Annotated in this window: 6 protein-coding genes; all 6 read right to left on the reverse strand. The window is 58.6% G+C overall.

What is annotated here, in order from left to right; genetic code table 11:
• Window positions 1-115: 115 nt before the first annotated feature.
• Window positions 116-568, reverse strand: a complete 453-nt coding sequence (locus tag AC2TE5_RS18565; RefSeq protein ID WP_484612166.1) for a hypothetical protein — start codon at window positions 566-568, stop codon at window positions 116-118.
• A 236-nt stretch (window positions 569-804) separates the two neighbouring features.
• Window positions 805-1,158 carry a hypothetical protein gene (locus AC2TE5_RS18570; RefSeq protein WP_484612167.1) on the reverse strand — a complete coding sequence of 118 codons (354 nt, stop codon included), beginning with the start codon at window positions 1,156-1,158 and terminating at the stop codon, window positions 805-807.
• The gene (locus AC2TE5_RS18575; RefSeq protein WP_484612168.1) at window positions 1,155-1,691 is read right to left on the reverse strand and encodes a hypothetical protein; all 537 of its coding nucleotides are present in this window, start codon (window positions 1,689-1,691) and stop codon (window positions 1,155-1,157) included. The genes AC2TE5_RS18570 and AC2TE5_RS18575 overlap by 4 nt, the downstream gene beginning before the upstream one ends.
• A 6-nt stretch (window positions 1,692-1,697) precedes the next feature.
• On the reverse strand, window positions 1,698-1,862 hold the full coding sequence (locus AC2TE5_RS18580) for a hypothetical protein (RefSeq protein ID WP_238550733.1): 165 nt from the start codon (window positions 1,860-1,862) through the stop codon (window positions 1,698-1,700).
• A 413-nt stretch (window positions 1,863-2,275) separates the two neighbouring features.
• Window positions 2,276-2,887 (reverse strand): hypothetical protein, encoded by a 612-nt coding sequence (locus tag AC2TE5_RS18585; protein ID WP_484612169.1) that lies wholly within the window; start codon window positions 2,885-2,887, stop codon window positions 2,276-2,278.
• Window positions 2,877-16,166, reverse strand: coding sequence for a hemagglutinin repeat-containing protein (locus AC2TE5_RS18590; RefSeq protein ID WP_484612170.1), 13,290 nt, complete (start codon window positions 16,164-16,166; stop codon window positions 2,877-2,879). The genes AC2TE5_RS18585 and AC2TE5_RS18590 overlap by 11 nt, the downstream gene beginning before the upstream one ends.
• Between the last annotated feature and the right edge of the window lie 2 nt (window positions 16,167-16,168).

Here is a 16,168-nt window from a genome sequence, read left to right on the forward strand (position 1 = left end):
CCATTATTGTTAAGGCATTCTGAATGAAATAATCATCGGACACTTCTTTCCGCCCGTACATATAACGGATTAAAGCTCCATATCAAAATGTTATTACAGAGAATATAGAGAAAATTCATGCGTCATATCCAGCATTTTTGAAAACTGATTGAACATGTTCCGCCAGTCCAACAAGATCTTCATAGGCGATTGGGCCAAAATTTGGATAATGGTTTTCAATATACTCGTTAACATCTTCCATACCTTCATTGTCTCTAATATTCTTAACAAATGTAGGAAAAATACGATAATTGACACCAGTACCATACTCTTTCGGATGATGGGTCATACACCACTCAACTTTACCTTTATATGATTGAATCGCATCTTCCAGTAAGGTAATAACTTCTGGGACCTCTTTTTCAAAACGAAAACTGGTATAAGGAGGATACTTAGAGCGATCAATTTTTTCAAAATGGTCATTTATCCATTCATCTTCAATACGGCTCTGATAATGTAACCACTCCAGTTTTCCAAGAGAACCAATGAAGTCCAACAAGATTGTTTCTTTCTTACCTATCGGAAACATTATTCTATACCCTGTAATTTGTCAGAGATCTTAACACTTCCCTGATTTATAGATTTGATATGTTTTTCCCAATCTCCTTTAGGAATTGGTTTTAAGGACACTCTTGGATCGTAAACATACTGACCATCGATATAAACCTGATGGAAAGCTTGTTCATGTACAATTTTTCCATTTTCATACACATTTAAGCCGTTGCGGAGCAAAAAACCACCAACTATGGGCGGATTTCTTGTTAATCATCTTATTAATGTACTCCATTGAACTGATACATAAGGCTTTAACCTAATCTCCATTCGCGTTACGGTTTCTCCTAAATTGATATCAGATGACAGATATTCACCTTTTGTTTCGCTCTTGATTTCAAAATAGTTAACACCTTCGCTAAGATGTTGAGATATTTTCTCACCATTAACTTCAATTATGGTTTGGATCCACCCTTCTAAAGCTGCATATGAGAAAATTAATTTCACACCATTACTATCTGTATATTCATACCCATAGTGATGATCTATTTCATTAGAAAAAAACGGTTCACTTTCAAAAAACGAAAGGAGATCTATAGGATCTGGAAGATTTTCGATAAAAATCATTTTTTGCCATCCTTCGGTATTGTTGTTATGAATCGACGAGAACCATCATCCATTATTTGGAATGATGTTTCTAACTTGGCAGCCTTACCTGATGGCCCCATTAGCAATGACTCTCTAATTTCAAACCTTCCGAATTTATTACTATAAACATTTATAATACTGCCTGGTATTTTAGGAACCTGAGAAATATGTTCCATTATCAACTTGGCCAATACATCATCTAAAGGAATACCAAGACGATACATTGATTGAGCCAATTGAGTCGAACGGGGGGTGTTATGAGCACTACTATTGTTCTCTCCAAATAGAAATTTAAGCTTGTCTTGTTCTATGATGACATTGCTTTGTGAAGCCTGTTGATCAAGCACCGAATAATTCTGTTTTGAATTAAGGTTAGCTGTATTTTTCGAGTTCTGAGCAATTTTTTCTAATGCTTCTTTTTCAGCCGAAATTTTCCCAGCATTAACAGTACCTTCAGGAACTTTTTTGCCAGGCAATATAATACTAGCCAGTATTCCCCCAGTTGCTTCCAAGGAAGCCTAGTTTCCGCCCCATGCTCCAGTCAGCGTATTAGCAACAGCGTACCAGGTATCACTTTTCATCAGCGCCTTAACGCTGTCTGCTACCGCCTGATTTTTCCCGGCCAGGTCGCTCATCGCCTTGCTGCAGTAGCTGTCGCCCGCAGCACACGAAGCCAGTGCCATTGCCGCATCAGCGGCTTAGTCCGCCGAGCCTAGTGCTGCTTCACTGGTATCAGCAAGAGCATTGATAATACCATTCGCGATGGCAGAGGTTGCACCTTCGCCCAGCTTGTCTCTTACCTGATTTTTCAGGGATTCAGCAGTCTGTTTTGCCGCTTCGCGAGCCCGGTCACCACTCAGCGAGTTATTCTCAACAACAACTCGTTCCGACGCGATTATTGAGGGCCCAAAGCCAATTTCCCTCTAGTCAGCAGGTTATAAGTCATTTTGCTGATGCATTTCCAAAGCAGCAACTTTTTGACCCGGCGTTTTTTTGTCGGAACACACAACTATCCCGGTGAAAATCGCCATGCATATTAGCATGTCCATTAGGCGTGTCATCGTTATTTTCATATGTGTATAATGATTAACAAAAATCATATAATTTTTTCCAAAACAATTCTTTTGCCGATAGCAACAACCTCTGAGTCATTTTCATCAAACTGCCCCAACATAAAAAAAACAACCCCATTATTATGCAGTATATTTTCAATCCATTTTATTAGTCGCTTTGGTTGAGATTCAAAAGAAATACTCAAGTCTGGCGATAAATTAGAAAAAAACAATTTCTCTTCAGTGTTTATTAGCTGCTGAATCTCACCATGAAGAGAACAAGAAATACGACAAGTTCCTGTTAGTATTAACCCACGACTTCCCTTATCAATAAAAGAAGACTTATCTTGAAAAGATTCTAATTTCACACCTGAATTTTCAATCAACCCCCATGTTTTTTTATAATTAACTATCGCCGTATCAGGCTGCTCTGGAACTAACTCTACCATTACATGATAACAATTTAATTCACCATCAGTAATTGTAGAAAACATTTCATTTAACAGGAAGGCACCAAACTCCTTACGGGAACAATTAGGCAATTCCCAACTTACGGCTGCTATCTCATTCATACCAGGGAGTAAACCGCTAAGATCACAAATATCATTTTTGATATTTATATTTTCAGCATATCGCTTGACATAGTTAGTAGTCATAATGATTACCTCTTTCATCATTAAAATGTGGGCCTCTATTTTGGCTTGGGTCATCCGTAAAGAAATGACCACCCGCATCATCACGGATATATACTTTCTGTGTTCCGCCGCCAGGTCTGGGCACTTCAAATTCATATATATATCCTGGTTGAGGGTTATTCCGTTTATCAACATTTGGATATACTTTACTCGGGCTTTGGCTTACAGGGATACCCGATTTCCTTTTAGCTTCATTGAAAGCTCCAGACCTTGCGGAACCTTCAGGTGACAAGTTTGCAGGTTTATCCAGATAAGCCAAATCATCTTTACTTGGGCCTTCTGGAATCGGTGTAACCGTAGTATTGCCGCCCGTATCCGGATTTCCATCAATGTTACCTGTATTGGTTGCACCCTGACCCGAGGACTGGTTATTCCCTGTATTTGAAGGCACATTTCCGGTTACAGTCCGGTCTCCACCAGTGTTTGATGGTCCCGGATTGATGACCTGCGTACCACCAGTACTGGTGATCGTCTTACCTGTCAGGGACTCATATGCCGCTTTCTGAGCATCATTTAATTGGCTTAGCTGGGATGGATCATTGAGCGAGGCCACATAGATCAGATGTAACTGCTCATCTTGAGACAATGTATCCATTGCTGATGTGGATGCACCAATCCCCAGCAAAGCACCCAGACCACTGGCAACCAGCCGATCACGGCAAGCAGAAATTTTCAGACATCCCTGCGCAGCCAGCTTACCGCCCTGTATAACGACACCCAGCGAGTTATTCTCAACCTCCACCTTCGCCGTTTCCGACGCCGTCGCCGCCATGGAGACACTGCCATCCGTCACTGCAGCGCCCGCCAGACCACCTGCAATACTCACGAGGCTACTGACCAGCCGTTTCTCCTCTGCTGTCAGGTCACTGGATTTTTTATCTCCATACAGCGCGCTGACCAGATGGTCAGTCATCGCCGAGGCCGTAATGGCTCCTATGGCACCAGCCTTCAGGCCATCAGCACTGCTCCCGCCACTCAGCTGCGTCAGCGCCGCCGCCACAATACCGTGCAGCGCGGCACGGGCTGTCGGGTCTTTCTGCTCCTTGACCAGGGTCGCCAGCAGAGGGGCCGCCCCTGCTGCCGCCCCTGCCTTCAGGTTACCGCCAAACGCACCTGCCAGTAATCCCGCCGCTGCGCTGCCCTTAGTCCAGAAGGCACTCCCCGGACCGTACTCGGTATTCTGATATCCGGGCTGCGTCTTCAGGAACGCTTCCTGCTCCTGCGGCGTATCGCCCTGCAGTTTTCCTTCAGATGCCAGTTTCGCGCCCAGCGCCGCATTGGATTCCCGCGCTTTCTGCTCCGCATACTTGCCGTAAGCATCCAGCGCAGAGGTGGCCAGCGCCGCGCCTTCGCTCTGGACCGCCAGGTTATCCCTGACCTTCTGCACATCACCGTTCACGTCCACGCCGTGGTGGGCGCCAGCCGTATCACGGCTCAGGTCGGCAATATCCTGTTTTTGTCCCGCCGGGTTGCGAATGACAATGCTACCGCCACTCACCGCTGATGAGGTCGTCCCGGTGTGGCTCTCTTCTGCCTGGCCCGTACCGATTGCCGGTGCCAGGTTGCGGTTTTCACCGTTTCCGCTGCCGCCCGCGCTGCCAGAAAGCGCCACCGTGTAGCCGTTGCCGCTGGTCTGGCTCTCGTTGTGGAGATTACTGAAACCCAGCGTACCCGTGTCGAGGCTATTTTTATCTGCAGACGCCGTGGATGCAATCACCGCGCCGTCAAGCTGGGTATGATTTCCGGTGGTGACAGCAAAGCCGCCCTTGCCTGCGAATATCCCGCTCTGTTCAGAAACGCTCTTACCATTCTGGGTGATATTCTCACCCGATGCACTGACGCTACCGGAAGAGGCACCATAACACAGTGGCGGTATGCACAGACTGAGGGACGCGCCTGACGAAGACTGCTTGCTGTCATAACTGGCCGTATCCTGCACGCTGCTGATGGTCAGATCGCGCCCGGTGTTCACCACCACACGATTACCTTCCAGCTCCGCACCTTTCAGGGTAGTGTCGCGCCCGCTGTTCACCGTAAGCTGTTCATCAGCATGGACAACACTGTTCGTATTGCGCTGTGACTGGCTGTTTTCCTTACCCTTATGCTGTGACGCTCCCAGCTCCACCGAGATGCCGTTTTGCGCACCAATCAGGCTCACACCGACACCGACGCTGAACTGGCTGCCGCTGTTTTTACTCTCAGAGTGGGTTGTGTTCTGGGAGGCAGACAGCAGAATATCCCGCCCCGCATCCAGCGCCACGTGTTTACCCGCGATCTGTACCCCCGTGCCGGCAATGTCGTTTCCGGCACGAACAGAGACATTCTCGCCGGCATTAATGGTGGTGCCCTGCGTGTCGGTACTGTGGTAACGACTGTCCTGAGATGACGTCCCCGCCGTTAAAGACACTTTAGCCTTGATGAGCGACGAATCCGACATAGCGCCCTGCGCCGCGGTTGCCGCCGACTGACCTGTTCTGATGGCGGTCAGCCTCGGGTCATCGCCATTTTCTGCGCTGCGTGCAGCCGTCTCAGCGGCTTTTGCAGCCTCAACAGCCCAGCCGCCAGCAGATGCCGTCACACCATACTGGGCGCTGCTGCTGTGGTTTTCACCGTCACGGGTATCCCGGCTCACCCCCATGAGGACATTTTCGCCACTGAGTGAGACCGATTTACCGGCACGGATATCCGTACCTGACAGGGAGAGATCGTTACCGGCCTGCGCGACAACGTTACCGTTTTTGCTGCTTAGCTGGCTGCGCAATCCGTTTTCGAGGCTGCTATCTTCCCGACTGCTGTTTTTTTCATGGCGGTAGCCTGCCGTGGCGCTGTAACCATCGCCTCCCAGCGTTCCCAGCAATTTGCTGCTGCCGCTGCTCTCAGTGCGCGATGTATTGCGTCCGGCAGAAACGGAGATATCCCCATTTGTGGCTGACAGCAGAAGATCGTCCGTGGCGGTCATAAGGCTGCCGCTGATATCCACGCTGCCGTCACGACTGTTAACGTAAATATCTGAGCCCTGAATGACCGACGCGTTTTGAGTGGTCCGGGTATCGTTACCGTTGTTCTCTGCCTTGTTCATGCCGCCCGGGAGAAGCTGATTGCCGTGGGAACCCCCACCCGAGATGGCGCGAACAGCACTTCCGGCGCTCAGGGCGCTCGAAAGATTCCAGCCGCTATTTTTTGCGCTGTTGCTGTGTTTCTCGCTGTCTGTTGAGGTGGTGATATCAACGTCGCGTTTCGCATCGAGGATCACCGTTTCACCGGCCTTAGCCTGGCTTCCGGCAATCAGGATATTGCCGCTGTTGCTGCCTCCCTGTTTACCGGTGGCAGTCATCTGGATATTGCCTGCGGCGGCAAGATGGCTGCCGCTGTTAAACTCGCCCTCGTAGTGCGACTCAGAGGAAGACCGGCTGCTGCCTGCGGCAATGGCCATCATCTGCCCGGGTCCGTCAAGACCGAGCGCACCGCCTTCTGCCCCCAGTCCCTTCACTTTATCGACGGTGCTGTTGCCACTGTTGCCCTTACCGCGCACGATATCGCGCACGTTACGCACCGTGTCTTCGAATGGCGCTTTCACACTGACAGTTACGCCAGACGATTTAGCCTCCTGCTTCATGGACTCAGTGGTCGTATCCCGTCCAGGAAGGATGGCGATGCTGTCGCCAGTGATATCGATATGGCCGGTTTTACGGGAGGAATCATCCTTCGCTCTTCCGGCAACCACATCTGCCGCACTCAACTGGACGTCATTTCCGGCGCTGATAATGACATTACCGCCAGTAGTACCCACCGTGCTGCGGGCATCACTCTGCGTCGTATTTGCCCCCTGTCGGGTGCTTTTTGAAAACTGCGACCCGATGGTGATACCCAATCCCGACCCGCTGGAGAAAACGCCGGATTTCTTCGTCTTCTTCATGTCGTAGAACGTGTCGGTGTTGGTTGCTGCCTCCACGGTCAGATCATTTCCAGCCTTCAGTGCCACATCGCGCTCAGCGGCAACTGACGAGCCCTGTACCGTCAGGTTGTTACCAGCCCGGAGAGCAACGTTGTCGCCGGAAAGCTGCGTACCTTTCTCACGCGTATGCGTTTCTTCGTGGATGGTGTGAGTGGTTTTCTTGCTGAGGAATCCACCGGACGTCTTTTTCTCCTCCCGGTATGCATAGTCACTTTCCGTTGCAGTGGAAAGGGTGATATCCCGCCCGGCGGCCACGGCTGTATCGCCTTTGGCATAGACATCTGCTGCCTGTGCCGTCACATCCCGTCCGGCGACAACGGTCACATTCCCACCCGCAGTGATGTCGGTTCCCGACTGGCGAACCGACTCATTAATCACTTTTTTACGGCCTGACCTATAGCTGTCGCCCTGCGTGGTCTCTTCCGCAGCCAGATTCACGTCGCGACCCGCCTGCAGCCCGACGCTTTTCTCCGCCGCCAGCGCGGCGGCCTGAGCGTTGATATCCTGCCCGGCCTTCAGGACCAGGTTATCGCCTGCGGAAATCGTGGTGCGGTCGAGCCCGGTGCTGTGGGATTCGCTTTTCCCTTTACGGCTGCTTTCGCTTGTTTGCTCCGCGTTCAGATTGAGATCGTTGCCCGCGCTCAGCCCCGCGCTGCCGCCCGCCTTCAGGTCGCTGGCGGTCACGTCAAGGTTGTGCCCGGCATTCACCAGCAGGTTGCCGCCCGCGGTGACGTTACTGCCCTGATACGTGACGGACGAACGGCTGGTTTTCTCCCGGCTGGAGCTGAATGCGTCGTTAATCTGGTTCGCGTTGACGGCAATATCGCCCCACGCGTTCAGCAGCATATCCCCGCCGGAGGCCAGGTTCGCCCCGGTAACGGTGATGTTTTTTCCCGCCTCAAGCGACAGGCCATCCTGCGCGGTAATCGACGCCGTGTTGCCCAGCAGGGTGTCTTTCAGGCCGATGTTGCCGTATTTACCTCCGGCGTTGATATCAATCTGCTCAACCTGAGTCAGGTTGTTGATGCTGCCGTCGAGGCTCTCCAGCGCGACCGTTTTGCCGCTGATGGTGGAGCTGATGTTATTGATATCGCCGATGGCGCTCAGGTTCAGGTCGCCGCCCGCTTTCATCAGGCCGCTGTTGAGGTTGCTGATGCTGTTCTGGCTGTCGAGCGTCAGGCTGTTTTTCGCCAGCAGCGAGCTGCCGCTGTTGGTGATGTCGCCGCCCTTCAGGGTGACGTTATTGCCCGCGATCACGCTGCCGTTATTGACGGTGACGTCCTTCGGCGACAGGTAGAGTTTCGGCACCATCACCGTTTCGCCGTTGACGGTGGCTTTCTCCCACCACAGCAGGCTGTGGTCGAGCGCGGCAATCTGATCGGCGGTCAGCGAGACGCCAAACTGCAGGCCCAGCGACTGCTGCGCCGCCGCGGCGTTGTCCATCAGATAGCGCATCTGATCCAGATCGGAGCCGATGCCGTTCAGGTAACGGTTACCGGTCTGGTTGAGCACCACGTTGGAAACATAGCGGGTATCGAACGCCGCATCGCCGAGGAAGCGGTAATCGTAATCCGGGTTCAGGTTGAGGCGGCCCAGCATATAGGACGAGCCGAGGAACTGCTTCTCGTCGGTAAACGCCGGCCGCGCCTCCTGCGGCGCGGTGGACGACGGTTTGACCCCGAGCATCGCGTTCAGGTCGGCAAACAGGGCGGGATCAAGCTGCCCGAGACCGTTCAGTTTCGGGTTGATGCCGATCAGGTACGGGCTTTTCGGGTTGTCGGAGAAGACAAAATAGCCGTTGTTGCCCGACGGCAGCGGGTAAGCGCTGGTATCGACGCGCTGGCCCTGATAATGCCCGACGGCACCGCCCTGAGCGGTTCGGAGATCGGCGGTGGTGACCCCGGCGTTCGCCAGCGCGCCCAGCTGGCCGAGGTTCGCGTTGCCTTTCTGCGTGGTGGCAATGTTGCTGAGAGACGTGCCGGACGCGCCGCCGTTTTCCAGCGCGCCGCCGCCGTTAAGCTGCTGCAGCGCACCCTGAAGCTGATCGTTCCACTGCGGCGAGTTCACCGCCACGGTGCCGGTAGCGTTCAGCCCCTGCTTTTGAACACCGCTGCCGATGGTCTGGTTGCTGAGAGAGTTCAGCGACGGCGCAGGAATGGCATTGCTTATTCCTCCGCCATTCGAAGTCGTCGCCGTGTTGCTGATATTACTGGTGAAATTAGCAGTGACCTGACCACCGGCCTGAATCACTGCGCGGAGGGCTTGATCGGTGGTATGGGTTTCGTACTGAGGTGCGCCATCCAGCGTATAAGTCACACGACGGTTGTTATCGTTGCCGGAGGCGGGACTTCCTTTCAGGCTGGATACCTTGCCTGTTTTCCCACTATAACGATAGACCTTATATTCATCCTCTGAATAACCAAGCCAGGACTGATTATTCAGGCTGTTGCCGGAAAGGCTCATCCCATTCCCGGCCAGTAAATAACCGGCACGGTTGTTCAGCGTAGCGGCATTGATAGTCAGATCGCGTTTAGCGGCGATGCGCGCTACACCTCCTGTTGCAGTGACATTGACCACGGTCGATCCGACCAGATAACGTTGTACTGCCCCATTTGGCATGGGTGCGACAACGGATGTGGCTCCTCCACCTCCGAAACTATTTATGATCGTGTAGATATACCCCCACTCATCAGGGGATAGGTCAGTGACTTTTACACTAATAGATGTCGCGCCGCTTGCCGCAGGACTGCCCGTCGCGGCCTGATAGTTGCGGGTTTCACTGATCCCCTCTCGCTCATTCAGCAAATGCCCGGTCCTGATCCCAATATCCCCATTCTGCGTCTCAATATTCCCCGACGTGTTCACCACCTGGCTGTTCGCGTTCCCCGCCGCATCCCGCTGCATCCACAGGTTGTTCCCCGCCATGATGTCGCCGCGCTGGTTGGTGATGCTGTCGGCGTACAGCGCCAGGTTATTCGCCGCGTACAGCAGCGCGGTGTTGACGATGGAGCCCGGTGCGCTCAGGGTCAGCGAGCCGCGCGTGCCGGTGAAGCCGTCGACGGTAATGTTGCTCCGGCTGGCCACGGTGATGTCGCCCCCGCCCTGCACCGCGCCCGCGGCGTTCAGCGCCACGCTGCTGCCGGAGAGCGTGCTGGTGCCGCCGCCGGTGGTGATTTGTCCGTTATTGCTGAGCTGCCCGCCCGCGCTGAGGTTGACCGCCTGCCCCTGCAGCACGCTGCGGTTATCGATGTCGCCGCCGCTGCTGATGGTCAGGGTTCTGCCTGCCGCCACAGCGGTCCGGCTGGTAAACGCGTTCGTCAGCTGCAGCGTTAAATCCCCCAGGGACACCAGCTGGCCGGTGAGATCCAGCCCCCGGCTCTGCAGCCACAGGTTGCCGCCGCTCAGCAGCTTACCGCCCGCGCTCTGGGTCACCTGGTCGGCATTGATGTTCAGCTGCGCGTTGCCGAGCAGCGTGCCGCTGTTGTTCAGCTGGCCGTAGTTAACCGTCAGCTGTCCCGCCTGGGTGGTGCCCTGGCTGGCAAGCGCGGTGCCGGTCAGGGTGGCCCGGTCGGCCACCCACGTGCCGCCGTTGACGGCGTTTGCCGCATTGAGTATCAGGTCGGTGGCCTGCAGCCAGCCGGTGCCGGTGAACTGCGGCGTGCCGAGCGTCAGGCGCGCGCCGGAGAGCAGCCTGCCGTCGTTACGCGCCTGCGAGGAGGCGGTCACGCGCGTCTCGCCGCCGCCCTGAATCAGGCCGTAGTTAAACAGCGCGGGCGCGGTCAGCGTCAGGCCATCGCGGCTGACGATTTCGCCCCCGCTATTGTTGGTCAGCGTCCCGCTGAGGGCCAGCGTCGCGCCGTTATCGCCCTGCAGACGTCCGCCGTTGGTGAGCGCCCCGGTGGTGATGCCGAGCGTGCTCCCCTGCATTTTGCCGTCGCTGGTGACGGAGGCCGCCGTGACGTTCAGCGCCCCGCCGGAGAGCAGGGTCCCGGTCGACTGCTGGCTGACCGCGCCGGTCTGGCTGAGGGTCAGGCCATTCACCCCGCTGATGGCGCCGCTGTTGCTGAGCGTGCCGCCGGTCAGCGTCAGGTTTTTCGCCGCCCACTGCCCCTGGTTCGCCAGCGTGGCGGCCTGCAGCGTGGCGCTGCCCAGCGCGGTGATCCTGCTGCCCGCGGTTCCGGTGAGCGCGTCGGCCAGCGTCATCTGCAGCGCGTCGGCGCTCTGCACCGCGCCGCTGTTGGTGAGAGACTGGGCGTTAAGCACAATGTTCTGTGCCTGCCAGCTTCCGGCGTTGGTCACCGCGCCGGACGCAATCGTCAGGGTGCCCTGGGTGAGCAATTTGCCGCCTGCGCCGTTAATCAGCGCCTGCTGCGGCGCGGCCATCGCCATGCGCGCCATCAGCCGCTGCTGCCCCTGAACGGTCAGGCTCTGCAGGCCGGTCAGGGTGCCCTGGTTGTTAATGCTGCCCTGATGCAGCGCGAGGGTGTTCCCCTGCACGGTGCCGCTGTTTGTAAGGGAGCTGCCGCCGAGCGTCACATCGCCCTCGCTGAGGAGCTGCCCGCGGTTATCCAGCGTCTGTGCGGTGATATCCGCCCTGCCCTGGCTCATCAGCGAGCCGGTTGAGGTCAGCGTGCCGCCGGTCGTGGCCGTCAGCGCCCCCTGGCTGAGCAGGGACCCGCCGTGCGTCCAGTCGCTGGCGCGGATATCTGCGCCGTTCCCCTGCAGCGTGCCCTGGGTGGTCAGCTGGCCTGCGTCCAGCGTCAGCATGCCGCCCGAGAGGGTGCGCGAGGCCGCGCCCGTGGTCAGCGTGGTGCCGGTGAGCGCCAGGCCGTTCGTTCCCTGCATCAGCCCGCCGTTGTTCATATCGCGGGCAGTGAGGGAGAGCGTGCCGCCGGTGATGCGCCCCGGGTTCGCCAGGGTGTCCGCGGTGAAGGTGGTTGCGCCGCCGCTCTGCAGCAGCCCGGTATTGGTTAACGCCCCGCTCAGCGTGCCGCCGAGTCCCGCCTGCCCGTTCACCGTGCCGCTGTTGGTGAGGGTGGTGCCGGTCATGCCCAGCGTCGCGCCCTGCAGCGTACCGGCGTTGGTCAGCTGTCCGCCCGTCAGCGTGAAGCCGCCGCCGGAGAGCCATTTACCGTTCAGCTCGTTGATAAAGCGGTCGGCGGTGGCGTTAACCGCGCTGCTGCCCTGCATCAGACCGCTGTTGCGCAGCTCCGCCGCGCCTGCGGTCAGCGTTTTGCCCGCCACCGTGCCGCTGCTGGTCAGCGTCGTCGCGTGAAGCGCGGCATCGCCGGTGGCAACGAGGTTCCCTGTATTTGTCAGGGTGTTGCTCAGGCCCAAATCCAGGCTCTGCGCCTGAATATCGCCCCGGTTCGTCAGGTCGCTGCCCCGGAGGGTAAACCCGCCGTTCACCAGCAGCAGACCGGCGTTATCGAGCGTGCCCAGGGACACATTCAGGTCGCTGCCGCTCACCAGCTGCCCGGCGGCGCCGTTGCTCAGGGCGCGGGTGGTCAGCGCCAGCGTGTCGTTACCCTGCAGAATGCCGGTGTTATTCAGCTGCGCGGCGTTCACCGTGAGCGCTTTCCCCGCCAGCCGGCCGTCGTTAAACAGCTGCGCCGCCGTCAGCGTGAACAGGTTCTGGCTGAGCAGGGCGCCCGTGTTGTCCAGCCTGCCGGTCGCGGCAAGCGTCAGGGCGTCCAGCGCCTGAACGCTGCCCTGGTTATTCAGGCTCCCGGCGTCCAGCGTCGCGCTGCGCCCCTGCAGGCTGCCCGCGTTGCTGAGGGTTTGTCCGCTCAGGGTCAGGGCCTCGCCGCCCGTCACCTGCCCCTGAGCCTGGTTCGCGAAGGTGTTGCCGGACCAGGCCAGCGTGCTGCTCCCCTGAAGCAGGCCGCTGTTCTGCAGGTCGCCCCGCAGGGTCAGCACTTTCGCCAGCAGCTGGCCCCGGTTATCGGTATTGCCGGCCTGAACGTCGATCGCCTGCTGGCTGAGCACCTTACCGCTGTTGGTCAGCGCCCCGGTCACCGCCGCCGTCACGCCCGCTTCCCCGAGCGCGTTACCGGTGTTAATCCACTCGCCGGTGGCCAGGTTCAGGGTGTTGCCCTGCACAAGCCCGGCGTTGTTCAGGGTGGCGTGGTGCAGGTCAAGCGCGCCACCGGAGAGCAGCATGCCCGCCTGCAGGTTGCTGAGCTGTGTCCCCGTCGCCGTCAGGGAGCGGGTTCCCTGCAGGGTGCCGCCGTTGGTCACCGACGCGCTGTTAAACTGCGCGTCGGTGCCGGCCATCAGCCCGCTGTTCGTCAGGCTGGCGGCGGTCAGCGTCAGGCCGTCCCGGGCAATCACCCGGCCACCGGCCTCGTTGCTGACCTGACGGGTCAGGTTCAGCAGCAGCGCGGTGGCGCTGAGCTCGCCGCTGCTGGCAAGCGTATCGCCGCCGAGCGTCAGCGTTCCGCTGCTGCGCAGCGCGCCCCGGTTAGTGAGGTCTGCCACGTCAAGCGTCAGGGCCGCGTCCCCCTCGACGGTGCCCTGGTTCTCCAGGCTGTCCGCCGTGATGTGCAGGTCGCTGGCCGCTATATTGCCCGCGTTAGCAAGCGTGGTGCCGTTCAGCGTGAGCCGGTCGTCCGCCAGCAGGCGTCCGGTATCGGTGTTGGTCAGGCTGAGGTACTCACCGCTCAGGCTGACGCCGTTGATTTCGCCCTGGTTTGTCAGCGTGTCGCCTTTAATGCGCAGCGTGCCGTCGGTGGTGATAAGCCCGCTGTTGGCCAGCACCGGAACGTTCAGCGTTAAATCCTGTGCGCTGTAGACCGACCCGCCAGCGAGGTTCGTGAGTGACCCGGTATTCAGGCCGAGCAGGGTGGTTCCCTGCAGCAGCCCGCCGTTCTCCACCGAGGCAGCATCCAGCGAGAGGGTACCGGCAACCAGAGAGCCGCTGCTGGTGATACGCCCGGGGGCCGTCAGGGTTATGCGGTCCGCTTTTGCGGCGCCGGACTGGAGGATGTTCTGTCCGCCGAGCGTGATGGCGCTGGCGGTAAGCTCTCCGCCGCTGGTCAGGTCGCCGGTCGCGTTAAGGCTCAGCGTGTCACCGGTGGATTTCCCGGCGTGCGCAATCGTGCCCGCCGTCACCGACAGGGCCCCTTTCGCCGCCTGCGTGCCGTTCAGCGCGGCATTCTGCGCCTGCAGGGTGAGCCCCTGCCCGCTCTGCAGGTGCGCATCCCGGCCGGTGGTCAGGTCGCCGGCGCTGACGGTGACTGCCCCTGCCGCGTCCGTCTGCCCGTTCAGGCTGGCGCTGCGGGTCGCGGTAATCTGTACGTTGCCCTGGCTGGTGGTGCGGGACGCCTGACCGCTGGTCAGGGTACCGGCCCGCGCCGTCAGCGCCGTCGCGCCGGACAGGGTGCCGTTCTGCTCAAGCGTGCCTGCGGTCACGTTCATCGCGCCGTCCGCCAGCAGGCTGCCGCCGTTACGCAGGGTCTGCTGCGCCGTGACGTTCGCATTGCCTTTCGCGCTCAGCGTGCCCCGCTGCTCCAGGGTTCCGGCGCTTAACGCCAGGCTGCTGCCGCTCTGCAGGGTGCCGTTATTGGTGACCGTCTGCCCCTTCAGGGTGACGTCGTTGCCCTGCGCCGTGCCGCCGTTCGTCAGGTCTCCGGCGTTCACGTCCAGATGGCCTTTCGCCGCCAGCTGGCCGCCGTTTGACACCCTGTCGCCGGAGAGCGTTATGTCGCGCCCCGCATTCACCTGCCCCTGGCTACTGACGGTGCTGCCCGTCAGGCGGATATCTGCCGCGGCATCGGCCCGGCTCTGGCCGTCCAGCACCAGCTGCCCGCCGCTCAGCGCCAGGCTCTCCCCTGCCGAGACCGCACTGCCCGTGGATGACAGCGTGCCGCCGCCCGCCAGCGTCGTGCGGGTATCGCTTCCGCTGCGGGTATTCGTCAGCGTGATATCCTTCCCGGCCGCCACGCTGAGCGCGCCCTTACTGGTGACGCTGCCGCCGCGCTGCGTCAGGCTGCCGCCGGTGGACAGCGTGGTGTCGGCCTGGCCTGTCAGCGTCGCATCCGAAAGTGCCACTCCCTGCCCGCCCGCGACGGTCAGCGCCCCGCCCTGTGCCGACACGCCGCCGCCGTTGACGGTCAGGGTGCCTTTACTGTCCAGCGTCGCCGCGCCGCGGGAGATAAGGGAGGTGTTGCTGAGCGACATCGCCTGCCCGCTGCTGACCGCCAGCGCCCCCGCGCTGTTTGTCCCGCCGCCCGTCGTCTGCATTTTCCCCGCAGCGGAAAGGCGCATATCGCCCTGGCTGGCGAGCGTGCTGTTATTGAGTTCCACATCCTGCGAGCTGGCCACATTCAGCGCGCCACCGGCCTGATGGCTGCCGCTGAGGGCCACCCCCGCGCCATTCGCGCTAACCGAGCCGCTGGCCAGGCTGTTCGTGACCGTCAGTTTGCCGCCCGCATCCAGCTGAATATCGCCCTGGCGCGCGGTGAGGTTGCCGAGGTTCACCCCCACGCCCGTCTCGCTGGAGACCAGGCGGATACGGTTGGCATACATCCCGCCGAGCGCGCCGGTATCCACCGCCACCACGGGCGCGGCGCCCTCACCGGTAATCGGCCTGACGCTGCCGTCTGCGCCCACGCGGTTCGCCCCTGCCGTTACCGTCAGGTCGTTCGCGTGGATCGCGGCGTTCACTTCCGTTGCGCGCGCAATAATCGACAGCGCGTCGCTCTTGCTGGCGTCCAGCCCCTGGCCTTCAACCGTGATGGCCCCTTTCGTGACATCCAGCGCCAGCAGGTTACCGCTGGCGTCAAACTGCGGCTTGCCGGTTGTCAGGGTGACGTTCGGGGTGTTGATAAATCCGCACCCGTTACAGGTGATCCCGTACGGGTTGGCCACCATGACGTTTGCCGCCTTACCGGCGACTTCCGTGTAGCCCTGCAGCTGCGAGCGGCTGGCGCCGGTGACTTCGTTGATGATGCCTTTCGCTTCCCGCCCGGCCTGCAGGTTGGGGTTGTTCTGGATAAGCCCGCCGAGCTGGGTCTGGGTTAAACGGTCCGTGCCGTTATTGAGGATAAGCCCCTCTTTGCCGACGTTATACTCACCGAACTGGTTATGCGAAATGCCCGCCCCGTTCGGCGTGGCAATGTTGACGACCGGCACCCCGTTCCCGGCCCGATCGACCGTGGTCTGCCCGGCCGGCGTAAGCGCCGCCGCGACGGCAGGTGCCATCGGCTGCCAGACCATCAGGCCGCAGACAATCCAGCTAATCAGACGCTGCGAGAAACGAACGGGAGGGTGACGGGTATCCATAG

This window comes from Enterobacter sp. N5-15 (assembly GCF_057221635.1).

Bases quoted from the DNA above. Each gene is read 5' to 3' on its own strand.
- AC2TE5_RS18565 (WP_484612166.1), bottom strand. From the start codon at position 568: ATGTTTCCGATAGGTAAGAAAGAAACAATCTTGTTGGACTTCATTGGT.
- AC2TE5_RS18570 (WP_484612167.1), bottom strand. From the start codon at position 1,158: ATGATTTTTATCGAAAATCTTCCAGATCCTATAGATCTCCTTTCGTTT.
- AC2TE5_RS18580 (WP_238550733.1), bottom strand. From the start codon at position 1,862: ATGGCACTGGCTTCGTGTGCTGCGGGCGACAGCTACTGCAGCAAGGCG.
- AC2TE5_RS18585 (WP_484612169.1), bottom strand. From the start codon at position 2,887: ATGACTACTAACTATGTCAAGCGATATGCTGAAAATATAAATATCAAA.
- AC2TE5_RS18590 (WP_484612170.1), bottom strand. From the start codon at position 16,166: ATGGATACCCGTCACCCTCCCGTTCGTTTCTCGCAGCGTCTGATTAGC.